12 protein-coding genes are annotated in these 17,073 nt (G+C 27.6%); 3 read left to right on the top strand and 9 right to left on the bottom strand.

The annotated features are described in order from the left end of the window. Window positions 1-2: 2 nt before the first annotated feature. From OCU47_RS02465 to OCU47_RS02450, 4 genes are read right to left on the bottom strand one after another with little or no spacing between them, the layout of a single operon-like run. Window positions 3-3,089, bottom strand: coding sequence for a cyclic peptide export ABC transporter (locus OCU47_RS02465; protein WP_261827010.1), 3,087 nt, complete (start codon window positions 3,087-3,089; stop codon window positions 3-5). 27 nt (window positions 3,090-3,116) lie between these two features. Further along, on the bottom strand, window positions 3,117-7,598 hold the full coding sequence (locus OCU47_RS02460; protein ID WP_261827009.1) for an amino acid adenylation domain-containing protein: 4,482 nt from the start codon (window positions 7,596-7,598) through the stop codon (window positions 3,117-3,119). Between the two features lie 25 nt (window positions 7,599-7,623). Then, entirely contained in the window at window positions 7,624-8,316 is a 693-nt protein-coding gene (locus OCU47_RS02455) for a thioesterase II family protein (protein ID WP_261827008.1), read from the bottom strand. A 19-nt stretch (window positions 8,317-8,335) separates the two neighbouring features. After that, window positions 8,336-9,025 carry a 4'-phosphopantetheinyl transferase family protein gene (locus tag OCU47_RS02450; protein ID WP_261827007.1) on the bottom strand — a complete coding sequence of 230 codons (690 nt, stop codon included), beginning with the start codon at window positions 9,023-9,025 and terminating at the stop codon, window positions 8,336-8,338. Window positions 9,026-9,477: 452 nt separating this feature from the next. Here OCU47_RS02450 and OCU47_RS02445 point away from each other — a divergent pair, with 452 nt between their 5' ends. Beyond that, the gene (locus tag OCU47_RS02445) at window positions 9,478-10,779 is read left to right on the top strand and encodes a helix-turn-helix transcriptional regulator (protein ID WP_261827006.1); all 1,302 of its coding nucleotides are present in this window, start codon (window positions 9,478-9,480) and stop codon (window positions 10,777-10,779) included. Between the two features lie 202 nt (window positions 10,780-10,981). Here the strand turns inward: OCU47_RS02445 and OCU47_RS02440 are convergent, their stop codons facing one another. From OCU47_RS02440 to OCU47_RS02425, 4 genes are all read right to left on the bottom strand, one after another. Then, on the bottom strand, window positions 10,982-11,557 hold the full coding sequence (locus OCU47_RS02440) for a DJ-1/PfpI family protein (RefSeq protein ID WP_261827005.1): 576 nt from the start codon (window positions 11,555-11,557) through the stop codon (window positions 10,982-10,984). 846 nt (window positions 11,558-12,403) lie between these two features. Continuing rightward, window positions 12,404-12,565 carry a rubredoxin gene (gene rd, locus OCU47_RS02435; protein ID WP_261827004.1) on the bottom strand — a complete coding sequence of 54 codons (162 nt, stop codon included), beginning with the start codon at window positions 12,563-12,565 and terminating at the stop codon, window positions 12,404-12,406. A gap of 22 nt (window positions 12,566-12,587) precedes the next feature. Then, the gene (locus OCU47_RS02430; protein ID WP_261827003.1) at window positions 12,588-13,775 is read right to left on the bottom strand and encodes an anaerobic nitric oxide reductase flavorubredoxin; all 1,188 of its coding nucleotides are present in this window, start codon (window positions 13,773-13,775) and stop codon (window positions 12,588-12,590) included. A gap of 80 nt (window positions 13,776-13,855) precedes the next feature. Next, entirely contained in the window at window positions 13,856-15,325 is a 1,470-nt protein-coding gene (locus OCU47_RS02425; RefSeq protein ID WP_261827002.1) for a leucyl aminopeptidase, read from the bottom strand. Between the two features lie 309 nt (window positions 15,326-15,634). Here OCU47_RS02425 and OCU47_RS02420 point away from each other — a divergent pair, with 309 nt between their 5' ends. Then, window positions 15,635-15,841, top strand: coding sequence for a DUF3231 family protein (locus tag OCU47_RS02420; protein ID WP_261827001.1), 207 nt, complete (start codon window positions 15,635-15,637; stop codon window positions 15,839-15,841). Between the two features lie 14 nt (window positions 15,842-15,855). Then, on the top strand, window positions 15,856-16,149 hold the full coding sequence (locus tag OCU47_RS02415; RefSeq protein ID WP_261827000.1) for a spore coat protein: 294 nt from the start codon (window positions 15,856-15,858) through the stop codon (window positions 16,147-16,149). A 39-nt stretch (window positions 16,150-16,188) separates the two neighbouring features. Here OCU47_RS02415 and OCU47_RS02410 read toward each other — a convergent pair whose 3' ends face one another. Further along, window positions 16,189-16,944: an alpha/beta hydrolase family protein gene (locus OCU47_RS02410; RefSeq protein WP_261826999.1), complete on the bottom strand. Its 756-nt coding sequence runs from the start codon at window positions 16,942-16,944 to the stop codon at window positions 16,189-16,191. Window positions 16,945-17,073 lie beyond the last annotated feature (129 nt).

Below are 17,073 nucleotides of genomic sequence, written 5' to 3'. Positions count from 1 at the left end.
AATCACCTCATTATAAAATTTATATCGCTTATCTTCCCAAAATCCATTTTTATAACCCTATCTGCAATATTAAAATATCTATCATCATGGGTTACAGCTATTACACACTTTCCCTTAGCTTTGAGTTCTAATAGCAAAGTATTATAGAAAAAGAACCTAAACTCAGGGTCTTGATCTGCTGCCCATTCATCAAACAAATAAATAGGTCTATCTTCTAAATAAGTAACCAATAAAGCTAGTCTCTTCTTCTGACCTGTTGATAGTTTTGTTGTACTAAACTTTCCATCTTGAATTTGAACTTTATCACTTAACTGTAATATCTCTAAATATTTTTCTATCTCACATTCTTTGCCTTTATAATTTACACCATAAAGCTTATCAAAGAGATAGAAATCTGCAAAAACTGTTGAATAACTTTCACTCAATTGTTTTTGCGATGTCCTGCCATTTAATGTTATTTTACCTTTAGCCGGTAAATATAAACCAGTCAATAATTTGGCTAATGTTGACTTTCCACTGCCATTTCCACCTGTTATAAAAACTATTTCTCCAGATTTAAATTCATAGTTAATTGGTCCTACTTTGAATGATTGTCCATCTGTGTTAGCATATTCATACTCTACATCTTTTAATTTTAAAGATAAGTTATCTCCCATTTCTCTACAAATAACATTTTCTTCTTCCTTAATATAGAATGATATTTCATCAATTAAACTATTGATTCTTTTTAAGCTTATTTTTACTTCAATAGCATTAGGGATAGTGTTTAATATTCCGTGCACTGGTCCTGTCATATAAAGTAGTATAAAAATGTAACTTGTAAGGCTAGTTGAATTTAAATTTTTCAAAATAAAAGGAAAAATAAATACTACAGATCCAATTGCTAAAGTAAATAAAAGTTCTCCTATTACAAACATATTCGCAAATGCTAATGCAGACTTACTTCTTTTAACTTTATATTTACTGCAACTTTCTTCAATATCTTTTTCAAATTCATTTTTCCTGTTCCCATTTAAACTTAGCTCTTTAAATCCACCTATTAAGTCGCTAATAAATTTAAAAAATATATTTTGAAGATCTCTAGCTTCTTCTCCAAGTTTATTAGCATATCTACCAACCAAATAATAAATGCTAGCAATTAGTACTATTATTAATACTGAAAGGACTAATGCATATATATTTATTGTCCCTAAATATATAAAACAACATATAAGAGTAACAGCACTAGTTATACCTCCAATTAGAATATTTACAAATCTACTAATAGTCTCCGTATCATTATTTAAGGTTGTCTCAATTCTACCTTTTTCAATTTGTTCAAATTTATTGTATTGAGTTCCCAATAATTCACCAATAATTTTCATTCTTTTGGAGTATACTACTTCATTAGTAAAGCTGACTAACCTTTCTCTCATTATCTTTTGCCCATAGACATACAGAACAATTCCTAGCATGAAATATACTAAAAGTTTAAACTTTAAAGCATTATTACTATCTATGGCCATATTGATAGTAAATATTATAAGAGAATTACCAAATCCACTTAAAACACTTAATAAAGATAATAATATTATTCCTTTTTCTTTTTCTTTTTTAAAAAAGCTTGTAAATATAAAATATACATATCCAACCCAAATGGCTATATATATTGAATACAATGCCATTTCAACACTATCAGGAAGCCAAACAAATACAAACTTCCATGACACTCCATTATATAAAACCTGCGGAACCAAATATATACAATAACTTAACCACGACATAAATAAGAAAGAAAAAATAAATCTTAAACTACTTTTTACACCACTAAATTTGAAATACCTTTGTTTTCTAAATATCTCTCTTACAGCTTTTATCATAAAATATAAAATCACTAAAACTAATATACTTGAAATACATACTATGGCAATAGCCACTTTATCTGCACTCTTATTCAAATCTTTTATATCTTTTCTAACAGATTCTCCTTGCAATATTTTATTAATACCTAATCCAATATTTTGAACATAATTAGAGTTTGTATTACTTAATACAGCTACTCCAACTTTTTCTTTAGGATTAAATATTATGAAAGAAGAATAATTAGGATTGTTTCCCCCATGAGAAACATCATCTCTTGGATAGATAAACCATCCACTAGCATAAAATGATCCATCACTTAATGGACTAACTGTACGATTAGCTTCTTGAGATTTTTTTATTATATCTTTATCAAATTTTGATTCATCCATAATCCCCATTTGAATCCGAAGCCATTTAGCCATATCTTCTCCACTAGATATGATATATCCAGCTGGCTTATTTCCTCTATACATTGGTGCTTTATATAACTGTTGTTTTAAAAATCCAATTTTATATCCACTAGCTATATTCTCATTTATAGCTTCATTTTTAAATAGATAGGTGTTATTTAACCCCATTGGCTTTAAAATAGTTTCTTCGATGTAGTTTTCATATGTTTTTCCAGTCACTTTTTCAATAATTAACCCTAAAACATCATAGTTTATAGTTGCATATTGAAATTTCTTACCTGGCTCACTGTCTAGTTCCATACCCACTAGAGTTTTAATTGTTTCTTCAAGAGCACTAGTTTCATTTGAAACTGGAATCTTATCTATAGTCTTAAAAGGTATACCACTTGTTTGATGTAATAGTTGCTCAATAGTTATTGGTACTTCCTTATCTTTATATTTAACCTTTAACCAAGGTATATATTTAGTTACTTCATCATTAATATTAATTTGTCCACTTTTTTCTAGATTTAAAATACCTAATGCAGTAAACGCCTTACTATTAGAACCTATTTCAAATAGAGTTTGCGAATTAACTGGCTTTTTACTCTCTAAGTCAGAATATCCAAATCCTTTTTGATAAACAGTCTTATCTCCTTTAACTATAGAAATAGATACCCCTGGAACATTACCCTCTTTCATGTTTTTTTCTATAAATTTTTCTACCTTTACTGTTTCATCCTTAGTTAAATAATTTATTTCTTTATTATCATTGCTCAAAGCATACACATTAATTGGGCATAATATTATGCTTAGAAAAGCACTAAGTATAACTAAGATTTTATTGAATCTCTTCATATAATATTGCTCCTTATATAAATATTTTTACTCAAAAAGAGCATCTAAATCCTCTTGTGATATATCAGCAGCATCAAAATCTGACGGAGTAAATTCCTTTACAGTCTTATTTGAACATTTATCTAAGATTAAATTTAATGTTTCTACATAGCTTTCAATGAATTTTTCTATAGTTTCATCCTTAAATCTATTTTTACTATATTCAACAGTTATTTTTAATTTTTTATTAACTATTATTGCAACAATATCTATAAGCGCCGTCAATGAATTTCTATTATCACTACTTAGTCCAAATTTAACGTCTGATATGCCAAATTTTTCTTTATCTATTATATTATCAAAGTCCCCAAGATAATTAAATCTTACATACTTACTTGCTTGTTCTTTAAGTTCCTTTTTTAAGAATTTAAGAATACTATAATTGAATCCTTTATTAGGTATATTTCTAAGTTGCTCTTTTAAAGATTTAATATTATTATCTACATCCTCATGTTGTATACTAAAGTATGCAGGATATATACTTGTAAACCATCCAACTGTTCTAGACACATCAATATAGGCGTTTATATCCTCTCTACCATGTCTTTCATTTTCAACTACTATCTCATCCTTATTAGTTAACTTATTTAGTGTAATAACTAATCCAATTATTAAAACTTCATTAAGGTCTATATTATATATTTCATTGGTTTTTTCTATTAAATTATCCAATGTTTCTTCATCTATTTCATGACTTAAAATATTAGATGTTTCAACATTATCCTTTTCATTATTGAAATCTACAATATAACCAAACTCTTTATCTAATATTGATTTCCAATACTCAACCTCTTCACTAAAATCATTTCTAATATAAGTTTGTAAAGCTTCTGACCACTCTTTATATGAATGTGTTTTTAAAGGTAACCTTATCTCTCTATCTTCATCCAATTGTTTTAAGATTGTTATGAAATCATCTAATATTACTCTCCATGAAACACCATCTACTATTAAATGGTGAGCTGTAAATAGCAAAGCTTGGCTGTCTTTCTCTAAATCAACCATTACTACATTGAATAAACTACTATTTTCTATATTAATACTAGAATTGGCTTCTTCTATTAATTTTTGCATATTCTTGCATTGCTCATCGTAGCAATATTGAGATAAATCATAATATTTAAAAACATGTATTTCATTAAACTTTTTATTGCTGTAATATAGCTTATCACTTCTTCTATCATAATTAATTCTTAAAGCATCATGATGCTCAATCAATTTATTTACAGCAATTATAACCTTATTTCTATCTAGCTTTCCTTTATACTCTAATAGAACATGCTGATTATAAAAGTTTTCGTTAGAGAACTTTTGATTAAAAAACCATTCTATTATAGGTATTTTTTCAACAGTTCCTTCACTTTTATCTTGACTTATTGATCTAATAACTTGGCTTTCTTCTATAGTACCTGCTATCTCCTCTATAGAATCATAAGCTAATATATCTTTCACTTTAATATTCAATCCAACATTTTTAAGTTTAGATGAAATTTGAATAGCTTTTATAGAATCTCCACCAAGCTGATAGTAATTATCATTCATACTTATATTTTCTACACCTAATATTTCTTCCATAACTCTTACTAACTCTTTTTCAGCTAAGGTTTCATATTTTACAAACTCTCTCTCAATTATTTCCGGCTCTGGCAGCAATGCATAATTTATCTTTCCATTTATAGTTAATGGAAGTTTCTCTATAAATACAAAATTAGTTGGTATCATATATTTAGGTAAGAATTTTAAAAGCCATTCTTTTAACTGTAAATATGTGATTTCTTTTATAATAACTAAATAAGCATTTAGAAACCTATTTCCTGATAAATCTTCTTTAGAAACAACAACTGCATCTTTAACACAGTCATTCTCTATTAAGTATCTCTCTATCTCGCCAAGTTCAATTCTATGACCTCTTATTTTTACTTGGTTATCAATTCTTCCTACATACTCAATAACTCCATTCTCTAAATATCTTGCTGTATCACCTGTTCTATACATCCTTTTTCCTTTGCTGAATGGATTTTCAATAAATCTTTCATGGGTCAACTCTTCTCTATTTAAATACCCTCTAGCAACGCCATCACCAGAAATATATACCTCTCCAACACTCAAGGTTGAAACTGGATTTAATTCATTATCTAATATATATATTTGCACATTATCCCCAGGGTGCCCGATTGGTACTGATAATCCTCTATTTTTTTCTTCATCATATTTGCATATCATACATCCAACTACAGTTTCTGTTGGCCCATATTCATTAAATATCTCTATATTTTTACCAAAACTATTACATACTTCTTTTGCTAAATTTACCTTTAAATCTTCTCCACCTACAATAAATCTCTTTATATTGGATAAACTATTGTTTATATCCTTTAATAAAGTTAAATGTGCTGGGGTAAGCTTTACCACTGTCACTTTATTTTCTCTTAATATTTTATATAGAACAAATTCTTTTTCATCATTATCATAAATAATAATCTTGCTACCTGAAATTAATGGTGTAAATATAGAAGTTACTGTTAAATCAAAGGAAATTGAAGAGTATAATGGCATAGCTTCCTCTTCATCTTTCAAGTACATTTTCTTAGCCCACCATACATAGTTTGTAAGACCTCGATGTTCAATCATTACTCCCTTTGGCTTTCCAGTTGAACCTGAAGTATAAATAATATAAACTAAATCACTAAAAGTGTTATACTTTTGCAAATTAGTTTTTCCATGTCCTTGCAAATCCTCATTATTTATATTAATTATGTTTCCTTTAAATTTAATTTCATCTGCTATTTTAAAGTTAATTAGTAGCAGATTACTCTTTGAATCTTCAAGCATATAATTTATTCTTTCTACAGGATAACTAGGATCAATAGGTAAATATGCTGCTCCTGCTTTTAAACTTGCCAAAATACTTATCACAAGATCTATTGAATGAGTTTCCATAATTGCTACAATTGACCTATTACCTATGCCTTTTTCTCTTAAATAATTTGCTAATTGATTCGATCTTTCATTAAGTTCTTTATATGTTAATGTTTTATCTTTAAACTCTAATGCAACCTTATTCGGTGCTTTAGTCACTTGCTCTTCAAATAGCTCACACACAGTTTTATTTGGATAATAACTATTTGTAGAATTTAAACCATATACCTTATAATTAAATTCTTCTTCATTTATGAGTTTTAAATCATTAATCACAATATTCTCATATGATAATATCTGATTGATTATATTTATCATAGCTTCATACATTGTTTTTATTTGATTGTCTGAGTATTCTAATGTTTTGTAGTCAAAATTTAATGTTATATTACTCTCTTCCCACTCTTTAACTGTTATTTGCAATGAGTAACTTTGATTTCCACAATAATACTCCTCAACTTCTACATCTATATCATCAATGTGATTATCATATTTTGAGTTATAATAATTTACACACATTTTAAATAAGCTGTCATAACCGTCTTTGCTTAAATCCAAATCCTTTATTAAAAGATCATATGGGTATTTTTGATTTAAAAAACATAATTTTAATTCTCTGTTAACCAATTTTATTAAATCTTCTATTTTCAGCTCAGTATTCAATTTAAACCTAACAGGTACTGTACTTGTAAACATACCTATCATATTCTTTTGTTCTTTATTGGTTCTATTAAATACTGGTGTCCCTATCACCAAATCATTTTTATGTGTAACCTTATTTATGTAAATAAGCAAGATAGATATAAAAAAAGTATTTAATGAGCACTTTTTATCACCTGTAAACTTCTTTATTTTATTTGATAAATCTTCATTAATATTTAAGCATTGCCTTTTACCTTCTAAGCTGTTAGATGTTTTGTATAAAAATTCTTCAGGTAAATCTGACAGTCTATGCTTCCAAAAATCTTTATTTTCCACAAACCTTTTAGATTTTAGATATTCTTCTTCATCCTTAATAAAGTCTAGATATGAATAATTGGCCATATTTACATCTTCATTATTCATCAACTTCTTATATATATCGCAAATTTGTCTTTGTATAAGAGTAATCGACCATCCATCAGATATAATATGATGGATATTAAGTAGGATACCGTACTCTTTTTCACTTATCTTGTATATTGCGAAATAATATAGTCTACCATCTTCTAAATTAAAACATTTTTTAAATAACTCATTGGACCATATCTTATGTTCCCTTTGAGGGTTTTCATAATTACTAAAATCCAGAAAATCTATATTTTCATTTTGAAAGTCTTTAATATATTGGAATGGTTCATCTTCTTTTTCTGAAACCCTTATTCTTAATCCTTCATTATTTTTTATTATAAGATTAATGGTTTGCTCCATTACTTCAACATCTATAGCTTCATGTATACTTAAACATCCACCAATATTATGTAATGGTGAATTTGTGTTTATCTTATCTATGTACCATATTCTTTTTTGCGGATGTGTTAAATTATAATATTTCTTTTCATTATTATTCATATTAATTCCCCATTTAACATGCTTTTTAGTTAATTAGTATTGTATTTATAATATCCACTATATCTTTAACGTTACTATTAATGAAAAAATGATTTCCATCAAACTCATATATTCTACACTTTGCACCACCATGCTTATTCCAAGCAAGAATATCTTTCAAAGTAATAGAATCTTGCTTTCCATTCAGTATAGATATATCACATTGAATTTTTTTTTCTTTTTCTATATATTCATACGTCTCTAATATCTTAAAATCATTTTTTAATATTGGAATAAACAAATCTAATAGTTCTTTATTATTAATAACATCTTCAGGTGTTCCCCCAAACTCTATGACTTTATTCATAAAATCATAGTTTGGTAATGTATAGATATTTTCTTTCTTCCTTAAAATATTAGGAGCTTTATAACCAGAAAAAAATATATGTTTTGGTTTCTTAACTTGCATTGCATCAATTTTATAGTAAAGTTCATATGCTAACAGACTTCCCATACTATGGCCATAAATAGCATATTCATCATACTCTATTTTATCTTTAATATTATTAAAGATATCTTCTACAGCTTCTTGAATATTTTCATAAAAAGGTTCATTAAACCTTTTTCCTCTTCCTTTTAACTCTATCGGATGTAATTTTATTGATGGGTCTAAATATTTTTTCCATTCAAAATATATAGCTTCTGATCCACCTGCATAAGGTAAACAAAATAATATCACTTGTATAACTCCCCTTATCCTACATTACTGACAAATACTCATTGATTAGCCTGTTTTGATCTATAATTATTATGTCATTAGTAATTTCTTCATTTAATGAACATACTGCCATTTTATATCCTGACTCTATATTAAATCTCCTAAAGGTATATATACATCTATCATTACCACTATTTACGCTAATATTTTCCCTAATACTAATGCAAAATGAATTTAATGGTATTGATAGTCCCTCACCGCAACACTTTATATAGCTTTCTTTCAATGTCCAAACTTCATAAAATCTACTTAATTGAATACAACCATGCGCTGTATGTATATAATTATATTCACTTGTTGAAAAAAAACTTTTAGCTATATTTTCATATTCAACAGGCTTTATTGCCTCAATATCAATTCCTATTGGCTTATCATCAATAGCACAAACTATGTATTCCTCAGAATGCGATATATTAAAATTAAAATATGGATGCCCTTTTAAATGTGGCTTTCCATATTTATTATGTTCAAACTCAATACAACCATTATCTAAATTTAATTTTTTATTTATTATGTTTCGTATTAATACCTCACCAATTAATGCTCTAATTCTATCTTTTTCATTAATATACTTATAGATTTTTAATTTTTTGCTTTTATCAATCTTACTACATAACTTATTAAATTTATATTCCACAATATCAGAAATTTTCAATACATATATTTCCACAAAAGCCTCTCAACACCATAAATTCACTAATCATGTTACTAATATTACATCATATATCTACAGGTATTCTATCATCTAACAACTTGCAATTCGAAAAATCCAGTAAACTAACTCTAATAACACTTAACAATTGAAAAATAGCAACACACTTTTTTTTAATTTTCATCTCAATACTCCTTACCTTTATATATTAAGCACTCAAATTCTCCAAAAATTATTCCTTCTAAATTTATTGACCTTAATAATTATCATTTCTTCAACAAACTCTTAAAGTTGTTATTATATTGATTATTATTACATAATAATCACATAATGTAAAATGTTGTACATTTATGTATTATTTGATATAATAAATATTATCTTCAAATCATTTAATATCTATATTTTTCTTTATATTTCATTTTTTTTAATATTTTTGTTCTTATATTGAACATTCTATGAAAGGATTTTGTATGAATACATTAGGAAATAAACTTAAGTTTTCCAGAAAAAAATTAAAACTCACTCAAGAAGATTTGACTTGTGAACTTATTAATAGAAGTTCATTAAGCAAAATAGAAAATAATATTTTAATTCCATCTATACCTCAATTGAAATATCTAGCACAAAAACTAAACTTAAGTATAGACTATTTGTTAGATGATAACATTCCAATAACCTCTGATTCATTTATACAGAAAAATACTTATATTGAAGAACTATATAAAAATAATAACTTTTTAGATATTATAGATAAATTCAAACCTGTAAATTTTATTACTACTTACTATATTGCTATGAGTTATTATAAGCTTGATTTGAAGAGAGATGCTGAATTGCTTTTATGCAAATGCGAAAAATTATACAATCTGCTTCCTGAATCAGAAAAAGTATGTAATGTAGAATACTTATGCATATCACTAAACAGCCTAAGAAAAATTAAAGTTAATAATTTCAGTGATTCCACAAATATAGAATTTCTTAACAAAGCATTATCTTATCTTGATTTATATAATCATTATCAATGCCAAATATACTTTATTATAAATAATAATATAGGGATTTATTACCTTTATAATAAGAAGTATGAAAATGCACTTTCCCATTTTGAGACACTAATTAACAAAGATTTAGATTATATCTTTCCATCACTTATGGCTCATATATATTTTAATATCTCAACATGCTATTTTGCTGTAAAAGCGTATGATAAGGCTATCTATAATATATACAATGCTATTTTTTTCTACAATTTCATAGGAGCTAAAATTGATGCTGGTGAATGCCATGTAAATTTATTTAACTACTATCTATATAAAAATGATATGAATAAATGTAGACAGACATTAAAAGAAGCATTGGAATATCACTGTTATCATAAACTTAGAGATAGATTATTGGTACTTGAACTAACTTATTTATATAATATTGATAATATAAATGCGATACTAGATAAAAAGAAATTTATAAATTACTCTAACTTAGGACCCTCTTCAAAGTCAGACTATAACTTCATATTAGCAAGAGTAAATTTCATAAATAAAAATTATACAGCTTCTATGTCCTACTACAACAAATGTTTAGGTTATTTAAAAGAGAAAAATAAACTTTTTGATTTATCAATAGCCTATTCAGATCTCTTTACAATTACTAATGAAGAGAAATACAAACTTTTACATATAAAGTACAAAGAGTTACATCTAGAATCAAAATATAATAATTTATCCTGTGACATAACAGGCCCACATAATTCACATAATCATGATTATCTGTAAAAACTGATGGCTTACACTAACTTTTGTACCCGTGCCAATATTTTTATATAAAAATATGTATATAGTTAAACTTTTATATTTTTAACTATATACATATAAAAATATATAAATATTTATAGTAAAAATGCCGCTCTTGAGCTTATTTCCTTATATTTAAATAAATTCATCCAATCACATCTCACTCAAAAAGTTCTTTAGGAAATTAAATTCCTTTAATAACTTTTGTGAAGCCATTCTTATCATCCTCATCCTCAAAGTATCCAAACCAATCACATATTTCAATTGCAAAATCAATAAAGGCATGTCCTTGTGATGTTATTATATTACCATCTCTTACAACTCTATCTAAAATAAAATTATGCCTTGGGAAAGGATCACTTTCATTAAAATGTTTTGCGATATCTTCTGTCCATTTAACAAGCGAAGTAGTATATTTTGTATTATCTAAAACTCCTGCTTTTGCTAAAAATCTTGGACCTGCACAAATAGCCCCTAACACTTTTCCTTTTGCATTAATATCTTGTATCAAATTAATAATTTCTGCCCTTACTTCTACATTATTTCCACCTGGAATTATCAGCCCTTCTATATCATATTCTAAAACATCTTTAACAAGTTTCGAAGGTTTATACTCAATTCCAGATTTACTCTTTATCAATTCATTCTCATATCCAATAGTAATTATTTCTTTACCTAAGTTTACTCCTAAAAGATTAGTTACAAATGTTATTTCAAAATCTGCCATTCCTTCATAAATAAATATTAATATTTTCCCCATTTCTATACGCCCCCATATTTATTGCACTACTATAATAGTGTATTTTAGCTTGAATAACCTTACATATATAGTACTTTTTCACTTCTAACTTATTAAACATCTTTTTATAAAATATATCACAAACATTAGCCTTTATGATTTCTAAAACTGCTTCGTTCCTTGCCTCAATCCTATAATATAATAGCTTGTTCTTTAAATTTATTTATTAATTTTATAAGTTCATTTAGATATTCATCTATCAATACCTTTCACCCCTTTAGTATAATTTAACATTTGTCATTTATTTGTATAATAATATTATATTAGTAAAATTACTTTCAGTCAATTTATTTCTATATATATAGAAATAAATATCTCGTGTGTATCTTTTATTTTTATCCTTTGCTATAGATTATCTATCCTTACTTCTATCTCTTTGAAGAACTTTCTCCCACAATTATCTTCCCATATAAAGCTTTATATGGTTCTATTTAAAGAATATTATTATTGCTTTTAAAGTTGATTTATTTACACTTAACAATGTTCAATGCAATGTAGTCCATGCTTATATAGAGATAGTAAACTTAAATGAAAGAGAACTAATATTCGCATAATTATATACATTATCTTGAAATTGATATTATAATTAGAGTGTAGAATAACTATAACTTATTACACAAAGGATGTTTATAATAACCTCATTTAAAAATTGGCTATGTTTCAACACTATTTTGAAACATAGCCAATTTTTTAAGCATTTGTTTTTATACATTAAAAGTTACTATTACAAATAAAATTATAGCTATAATATAAACATTTGATTACTTGTTCTGTTTATAATCTAATTTATAACTTCATACTAATTTACTATTTTTCTTTTTCAAAATCTGATTTTGGTACTCCACATAATGGGCAAACCCAATCATCAGGAATATCCTCAAATTTTGTTCCAGGAGCAACCCCATTATCACTGTCACCTACTGCTGGATCATAAATATAACCACATACTGTGCAAACATACTTTTCCATAATACGCCTCCTAAAAATATAGCTAAATTTTTTCTAAAATATTTCTTCCAAACTCTCTACATCTGTTTAATCCATCTTCGTCTGGATTCCATAATTCTTTTATTCCTTCATTTACTACCTCAAAGCCAGCCTTATTTAGTTCTTCACTAATAATCTTTACTGATTCACCGCTCCAACCATAACTTCCAAAAGCTGCACCTTTCTTTTTCTTGAAATCAAGACCTTTAATCATCTCCAATATTGCAGCTGTTGAAGATAATATTCCATTATTTATTGTTGATGAACCAACGAGCACCATCTTTGATTTAAACACTTCAGTAATAATATCATTTTTGTCATTTTTAGATGAATTAAAAAGCTTTATTATAATATCCTTATTTGAACTTTTTATCCCTTCTGCTATGGCTTCTGCCATCCTTCTTGTATCATTCCACATTGTATCATAAATTATTGTGATCTGATTTTCATTATAATCCTTTGCCCACTCCATATATTTATTCACTATTTGTAATGGGTTGTCTCTCCATATAATACCGTGACTAGGACAAATCATTTTAACTGGTAAATTAAAACTTAATACTTCTTCTATTTTCTTAACAACAAATTTGCTAAATGGAGTTAAAATATTTGCATAATATTTTATTGCCTCCTGAAATAATTCTGCCTGATCAACTTTGTCATTATAAATGGATTCTGAAGCATAATGCTGTGCAAAGGCATCATTACTGAATAGAATATTTTCACCAGATAAATATGTAAACATAGTATCTGGCCAATGAAGCATCTTGGCTTCCACAAATGTTAGTTTATTTTTGCCTATATCTAATGTATCCCCAGTCTTTACCTCTACAAAGTTCCAATCCTTATGATAATGTCCCTTTATTATTTTAGCACCACTTTTTGTACAATAAATTGGAGTGTCCGGTATTTCTTTCATTAAATCTGAAAGTGCACCACTATGATCACTTTCAGAGTGATTCATAATTATATAATCAATTTCATTTAAATTAACTTTCTTTTTTAGATTAGTTATAAACTCTTTAGAAAATGGTTGCCACACAGTGTCAATTAATACTGTCTTTTCATCTTTAATTAAGTACGAATTATATGAAGAACCTTTATGCGTAGAGTATTCCTCCCCATGAAAAGTTCTTAGTTCCCAATCTATTTTTCCAACCCAAGTAATTGTATCACTAATCTTAAATGCCATGAGTATCATCCTTTCTGTTATATATTTATAAATAAGATATTATTTTAGATATAACGTGTTAAAGTATATTTTAGGTTTAGCTAACCATTATTTTTTGCTAAATAATACAGAGTCCTTACTCCAACTCCTGTACCACCTTTAGAGTAATAGCCCTCTTCTTTTTCACACCATGCTGTCCCTGCAATATCTAAGTGTAGCCAAGGTTTATTTTGTACAAATTCGCCTATAAACAATCCTGCAGTAATAGTCCCAGCGTTTCTTCCTCCAATATTTTTCAAATCAGCTATATCAGATTTTATAAGTTTCTTGTACTCATCAAAAGTAGGTAATCTCCAAACTTTTTCATCAGCTTTAAAGGATGCACTTTCTAACTCTCTATAAAACTCATCATTATTAGATATTACAGCTGTAGTGGTAACCCCAAGTGCAACTAAAGCAGCACCTGTTAATGTAGCTACATCTATAACCTTATTAACCTTTTCCTTTTCAATTATATAATGTACTGCATCTATAAGAGTAAGTCTTCCTTCTGCATCAGTGTTTAGAACTTCAATGTACTTACCAGCCATAGAACCAATTATATCTCCTGGCTTAAATGCTCTACCTGATATTAGATTTTCACAGGCAGCAATTACTGCTACAACATTTATTTTTAACTTTTCCCTTGCAATAGCACTCATTGCCCCAATAACTGCTGAAGCTCCCCCCATATCAGATTTCATTATATCCATGCCATTAGTTGGTTTTATTGAATATCCACCTGAATCATAAGTAAGTCCTTTTCCTACAAGACCTAATATATCATCTGCCTTACTCTCAGCTCCAAAATACCTCATTATAATAAGCTTAGGTGGATTTTCTGAGCCTTTAGCTACTGATAAGAAAGATTCCATTCCAAGTTCATTAATTTTAATCTCATCAAATACTTCTACTTCAAACCCATATTTGCCTCCGAAACCAATAACTTTTTCTGCAAGGGTTTCTGGATATAATACATTAGCAGGTTCGTTAACTAAATCTCTTGCTATTTTAGTTGTTTCAACAAGTATGGAGGCTTCCTCTATATACTCATCTATTGAGCTTAATTTTTCACTTTCATCAGTGCTGATACTTACCTCAATCTCAAGACTTTCTTTAGCATCAGATTTATATTTATCAAATTTATATTCGCCAAAGCTAATGCCCTCAACCATAGATTTTATAGTATCTTCAAGTGATAGCTTTTCACTAGATATCATATTTAAGCATATCTTTTTAGTCTTTAATTCAATGGCTTTTTTTATTGCCTTTCCAAAAGAACTTCTTATAATTTCTGTTGTTAATTTTTCTTTATTTCCAAGTCCAATAAATATTATATCTTGAATTTTATTTGGAGCTGTATTTATGGCTAAACGTATTTCTTCAGCGTTACCTTTAAATTTATTACTTTCTTTAAAATACTTATAAATTATATTAATTTTTTCATCTTGCAAGCATTCATCTTCGCAATAAATTGGAATCATAATGAAATCAGCCTCTTCTGGCTTAATTGTGTTAGTTGTGAGTTTCATATAACTCTCGCCTCCATTTCTCATGCATAAAAATAATGTTCCCCAATGCAACAATTTATACTCTTTGTTACATTGAGGAACACATTCATGATTCCATATCTATAATCTGCTTACTTAATTACTTTTGTTTTGTAATTTCAAAATCATCACCACTGACATCATATCATAAAAATATATATTAGATTTTATTTTACTTTATAATTCTAACTTCTATTCCTATTTTTAGATATAAGTTGTACGTATAATCTAATCTGAATTACAGATAATAATTCAGAAATCAATAATAAAATATAGAATGGAGGTTTGAAAATGAGAAAACTTGCTGAAAGTGAAGTAATTTCCTTAACAGGATTATTAAAGTTTGAAAACGATGGCTTGGCAGTTTTACAAACAATGCAAACACTTATAAAAGATGATGAATTAAAAAAGCAAGCAGAGTCAGGTATATTGGCAGCTGAAGGTAGAATTAAAGGTATACAACAATTTATTAACGAAAATGACGTTACAGTATTATAAAGGAGGTAGATACTATGTCAACTATTTTAAGCAACATAGTCCAAAACACTACTGATATAAATGATGAAATTATAGCGGGAAATATGCTTGCATCTGCTAAAAGCGCAGCAGATGCATATCTAAATGCAACAATGACAAGCACAACACCAGAATTAAGAGCAATTTATTCCTCTAGTCTTACTCAAGTGGTTACTGGTCATTCAGCACTTACTGAGTTAAATGTAAATAAAGGTTGGATTAACCCATATAATCCACCTACTCAACAACTTTCAGACATTGTAAATAAAACTGAAATGACAGTAAAATAGCTTAGAAATTATAATAAAGAGTCACACTTGACTCTTTATTTACAATCTTTCTTTTACAAATTCATAGGTCATCATTGCTACTTTCTTATTACCAGCCTCTGAAAAACCATGTCCTTCTCCTAGAAATACTTCAAGCGTAGCATGAGGATATAACCTTGATGCTCTATTTCCATATTCAATTGGTACAATTCTGTCATTATCTCCGTGGAAAATCAACACATCCTTATGGAACTTTCCAATATGTTCAAATACATTATAGCCATGAATAGATTCAAAAAATACTCTGCCTAAAGTCACACCCCAAACTTCTTCTATGTCAGGAATACTTTCAAAAGTAGGAAATCTTTCATTCCAATTATCTGCAATACATAATGCAGGATATAGTAATAATACGCCTTTGATTTGTTCTTCATACTCATCTGCTATCAATGCTGTTACTAAGCCCCCTTGACTTTCTCCAAATAGAAATATATTATCACTATCTACATTGTCCCAAGTTCTTATTGTATCAATAACAGCACATAAATCTTCTTTCTCTGTAAATATAGACATCTCACTAGTCTTTAAATCACTTTTAGAATTTACAGCACCACCACAGAAATCAAAACAATATACCCCTACACCATTTGCTGCTAGATATTCACTATTCATAGCAAAATTACTATGGGTTGCATTAAATCCATGGCTGTAGATAACCGTTGGGCACTTTTCTTTATTTTCTGGCATGTAGGAAACCCCATAAATCTCTCTACTATGATGATTAATCTTTACAACCTCTTTAATATATTTATTCATTTTAAACCTCCACCATTATAAAACTAGATGTTTAACTAAAATTGTACAACTCTTAATATAAACGTACTATATTAGAATTTAGTTAGAATAAGTGTGAAAATTTAAGATTTTTGTGGAGTACAATAAATC

It is taken from the genome of Clostridium sp. TW13 (assembly GCF_024345225.1).
Taxonomy (GTDB): domain Bacteria; phylum Bacillota; class Clostridia; order Clostridiales; family Clostridiaceae; genus Inconstantimicrobium; species Inconstantimicrobium mannanitabidum.
The sequence above is the reverse complement of the archived record's forward strand: the minus strand, read 5'-3'. Positions and strand labels throughout refer to the sequence as shown.